Source organism: bacterium (assembly GCA_024228115.1).
In the GTDB taxonomy this organism is placed as follows: domain Bacteria; phylum Myxococcota_A; class UBA9160; order UBA9160; family UBA6930.
Genome location: JAAETT010000384.1, coordinates 1 through 4,639, shown reverse-complemented (window position 1 = coordinate 4,639; position 4,639 = coordinate 1). Strand labels below are relative to the sequence as shown.

3 protein-coding genes are annotated in these 4,639 nt (G+C 63.3%); 1 reads left to right on the top strand and 2 read right to left on the bottom strand.

Annotated elements, in window-relative coordinates; all coding sequences use genetic code 11:
* Positions 1-366: 366 nt before the first annotated feature.
* Positions 367-1,134 carry a hypothetical protein gene (locus GY937_16850; GenBank protein ID MCP5058374.1) on the top strand — a complete coding sequence of 256 codons (768 nt, stop codon included), beginning with the start codon at positions 367-369 and terminating at the stop codon, positions 1,132-1,134.
* A 67-nt stretch (positions 1,135-1,201) separates the two neighbouring features.
* On the opposite strand, the gene GY937_16845 is transcribed toward GY937_16850, so the two are convergent.
* Together GY937_16845 and GY937_16840 are read right to left on the bottom strand one after the other, a co-directional pair.
* Positions 1,202-2,011 (bottom strand): hypothetical protein, encoded by an 810-nt coding sequence (locus GY937_16845; protein ID MCP5058373.1) that lies wholly within the window; start codon positions 2,009-2,011, stop codon positions 1,202-1,204.
* A gap of 676 nt (positions 2,012-2,687) precedes the next feature.
* On the bottom strand, positions 2,688-4,493 hold the full coding sequence (locus tag GY937_16840; protein ID MCP5058372.1) for a DUF3365 domain-containing protein: 1,806 nt from the start codon (positions 4,491-4,493) through the stop codon (positions 2,688-2,690).
* Positions 4,494-4,639: the final 146 nt, after the last annotated feature.

The window sequence follows — 4,639 nt, the reverse complement described above, 5'->3', positions numbered from 1 at the left end:
GTCAAGTCAATCCGATACCGCTTCTTCGACATACGGGCCCCATGAATCGGCCCGCGACACGGCGAGAACCGATTGGCTGCGGGGGACGCAGTGCTTAGCATGACAACACTTCCGCCTTTGGTCGATACAAGGGACTAGTCTACGTGGCCGACGTCGGGGCCGGCCTGTGCACGATCACCCGGATCCCGGGGGGGGCATCTCTTCCTCTATGACGCAGGCCCTAGGAGCCGCGCCTGCTCTCGCGCTATCAATCGCGTTCGCGCACTCGACCAGGCGTCGATCGTCGACCTGGCGATCATCTCCCACCCGGACACCGACCACCTGGGAGGGCTGCAGTACTTCGATGACGACATCCACCCGGAGATCGTGATCCACTCCGGGTTCAGCAGGCTGGACGAATCAGGCAGCGGCACCTGGGAAACGGCTCGAGATTGGATCGGCTCCCATGTGAAGCATGGCGTGACCGTCATCAGCCTCTCCTCGTGGGACCTGCCTCCGGGTTCGCAGTTCCAGCTCGGCGACGCCACCATCACGATCCTGAGCGGACTTCCCGAATGGCCCGACCCACCGAGCTGGCTCGACAGCTCGTCCGCCGAGAAACGAAACGTCATCTCGGTGACTGCGAAGCTCGAGTACGGAGGGAACTCGGTACTCTTCGCGGGCGACGTCGTCGGACGTCGGGTTCACGGAGCGCACGATGAGGGCTGCCTGGTCGGCGAAGCAGCCCTTGTCGCCGCCCACGAGGCTGGCACCATCGACCTCGCGTCGACCGTCTTGGTCGCTCCCCACCACGGCGCCGACAACGCCAACTCCACATGCTTCATCGAAGCGGTGAGCCCTGAGCGAGTGGTGTTCTCGGCCGGCAGCAAGTTCAAGCACCCGCGCGCGGCGGCGGCGCAGCGGTACCTGAGTGCCAACGTCACGCCTCCCATCGAGCCTCAGCACATCTTTCGCACCGACTTCGGCGACGACGAAGACGATGGCGAGGGTGCCGCGGAGGACGACGGCGAGTGGAACCACGGCCGCGTGCTCCGGTGCAACGACGAATCAGAGGACGATCCGGTGGGGATCATCCTGCACTCGAACGGGGACTTCGAGGTGGCGTATGGGCTGGAGGTGGAGAGCTGTGACTAACGCCCGAGATCACCAGCTCTGCGCGATGCGGACGTAGCGCCGAGAGCGATCGACCGCGGCCTCCAGCCTAGACGGTCGCGCTCGCCTGATTCCGTGCTAGCCGCTGGCTGACGAGCCGGTCGCGGAGTGCCTGTGCCCCGTCGTTCATCAGCAGCATGAAGAGGATGAACATCATCAGTCCATCAGAGAAGTGGCCGCCCGAGCCGTCGATCGCGAGCTTCACTGCGATCACGATGAGCATGCTCAGCGTCAGGAACTTGGTGTGCGGCGAGCGCCGGATGATTCGCGAGATCGGGACCATGCCGACGATCATGATGAGGTTGGCAATCAGGATGCTGCCTACCATCCAGCCGAACTGGGTATCGATGTCCATCAACGACATCATCAGGAATACCTGGTCGACACCGAAGATGCCGAGCAGCAGCTGCACGCCGAGCAGGGCGAGCGCGATGCGAAGACCACGCGCGAATCCGCTCTGCGTCTCCATCGTCTTCTCCGTATGGTGCTCGTGCAGGCCAAGCGCCGCCTCTTGAAAGCCGTGCCAGTACTCGTAGATCACGATTGCCATGACGACGCCGGCCCCGAGGAAGAGCAGCAGGTGTCGCCATACGAGCTCGTCGGGGTGCTCGCTGAACCAGCGGTTCGGCAACCACCACCAGTCACTCTGCGGCTCGAGCAGGAAGGCGAGCGAGGAAACCGCAAAGATCATTGCGACCCGGACGCAGGCTGCCGCGAAGAGCGTGAGAGATCTCGCCCAGAGGTGCGCGCGCTCCGTGAGCCCGAGCTTGCCGATCTGGACGTCGGCCAGCACGCCTCCATCGACGCCGAGGATTGTGTTTGCCAGCGTCGCCATCAAGAACGCAACTAGAACTTCCATCGAGCACCCCCCTACTTGGCACAGCCCTGCATGCTGCGAACCCGTCGGATGGTACTGTTGGGGTTGTTCGGAATCGAGTTCAGCACGGACTTGGACGATCCACCACCCGGGCACGCCATCCTCGGAATCGGCCGCATCCGTTCACGATCCGACCCTTCGAGGCCCTGGCCCAATCAGCGGGCTGCCGGGCAACCGGGGTCGCTCAAGAACGCCTCAACGAGGCCGCGGGAGGAGCCTTGGAGGGAAGCGAGCAACATAGATTTCCGAGCCCAACGTGAGGGACACAGCAGATCAAACGTGGGCCCTCCTGGATTCGGAACCGAGAGGGGCGCTTGGAAGCGGTCGAAAATGCCTTGGCGACAGGTTGGCGACATCTGGCTGGCCGCGACGGAAACAAGCTAGGCGCATCACCCTGAGCGGCCTTCACTCGATGGGTATCCCTCAGTGATGCAGTTCGACGCAGTCGTGATGGAACCGAATCTGGTTCGTGACGTCGAGGAGGGCCACACGATCCCGCGCACAATCACCAGACTGCCGGGGCTGGTTGGGCGTGCGAAAGGCTCTCCCGGTTCTGGCTCAGCAACGGCGGGAGCGGCCGATCCGATCATGAGAACGCACAGGCGCAGGCTCGAACGAAACCAGCCGAAGAAGCAGGGCTGAGCCCCGCTTCTGGATGCTATCCCGTCGTGGTCGTCGGTCGATCCTCGCGCTTTTCTCGCGGGGCCTCATCCAGGCGCTGGCGTATCAACTTCAGCATGGCCGAAGAGGTATAGGGCTTGCTCAGGATCGACCCCGGGTAGGCCGACGCAGAGCCGCCGCGCCTGTCGTCGAAGCCGCTCGTCAGCTGGACGGGGGTCGCGGGATGGCGCTCGCGCACGATCGCCGCTAGCTGATGCCCATCCATGTTGGGCATGATGACGTCGCTGAAGACGAGATCGACGGATTCCCGGGTGAGAATTTCCAGGGCCTCGAGACCATCTCCCGCTTCGAGCACGCGGTAGCCCTTGGAGCTCAGGATCCGCGCTGCAACCTTGCGTACGGCGGGCTCATCTTCGACGACGAGAATCACCTCGTCGGTCCGCCCGCTCGGTTCCTGGGATTCGTCGACCGTCTGGCCGATGTCGAGATGGGATCGATGGCGGGGGACGAAGAGGGAGACGCGAGTCCCCTCTCCGGGCGCCGAGAATACCGTGACCGCACCTCGGGAGCGCTGCGCGAAACCATAGACCTGATTCATGCCGAGTCCGGTACCTTCTTCCCCCTTCGTGGTGAAGAACGGGTCGAACATCTTGTGGCGAACCGCTTCGTCCATACCGCAGCCGGTGTCCGTCACCGAAACCTGAACGTACTGGCCCTTCTTCAATCCCAGCTCTCGAGCCTCGAGTGCCGCGAGCTGCACATTACTCGTCGAGATCGTGAGGCGACCTGCGCCGGGCATGGCGTGTAGAGAGTTGAGCGCCAAGTTCAGGATCGCATCTTCGAGGTTATTCCTGTCGAGCCAGGCCGACCAGAGGCCATCCGCGAGTTCCAGCCGCAATTCGATCCGCGCCATCAAGGACTTGCTGAGCATCTCCTCGTCTTCGCGAAGCAGCGAATTGATATCGACCGCTGCGTTCTCGGTAGGCCTGCCGCGCGAGAACCCCAGGAGCTTCTGCGTCAGCTTGCGGGCGCGCTCGGATGCGCTGAGGATCTCTCCGGCGTACTGTCGCACTTCCGAGGCGTGATCGGCGCCCTCCGCCAGCATACCGGCGTAGCCGCTCATCACCACGAGCAGGTTGTTGAAATCGTGCGCGATCCCGCCCGAGAGCTTTCCGAGCGCGTCCATCTTCTGGCTGCGAATGACGGTCTGTTCGGCCTCCTGCAGCTTGTCTTCGCGCCGGCGATTGACGGCGGAGAAGGCGGCAATCGAGATCAGGCCGATGACCCACGCGGTGAGATGGCTTCCCTTTGCGGCAGTCACCGTATTCTGGACCGAAGCGTAGTAGGGCTCGAGGGGGATGGATACGCTGACCCCTCCACGGATGTCGCCCACCTCGAATCCGAGGTGACCGTGGCATTTCATGCAGCCCTCTTCCATGACCATGGGGCGCATCAGGCGCAGGTAGCGATCGCCGCCGATCGTCGCGAGTTCGACGATCTCTTCCTGCTCCTTCACGTCGAAGCGCTCGAGCGCCTGCAGCTCCCACGGGTCCGCCTGATTGATGGGGTTGAGCAGGACCTTGCCCGTGATGCTCCCCTTGATGCCGTACTCCTTCTCGAACTCCTCGGTCATCTGGCGCATCATGTATGCCGGGTTCATCAGGGTGAGGCGCAACCCGTCGACGGTGACCAGGTCGCGATCGGGAAGGTGAGCGAGGTACGGACTGGGCGGGGTCCGCTCGTCGGGCCGCACGTAGAGCCCACCGTGCCGGGTCGCCCACCGCCGGAACGACTGATCCTTGTTCCAGTTCGAGCGGGCTTCATTGGTGGCCAGGAACTCCACCTGGTCCCTTAGCAGGGTGCTGAAAAACCCCGTGCTTCACTCCTTCAAATGGTAGAAAAGAGGCGGGGGTAGAGGGAATGCGGGGAAGCGATCGAGAGCAGGGTTCGATGTTCAGCTACGTAGCGCTGGAAGACCGGATTCCGGCG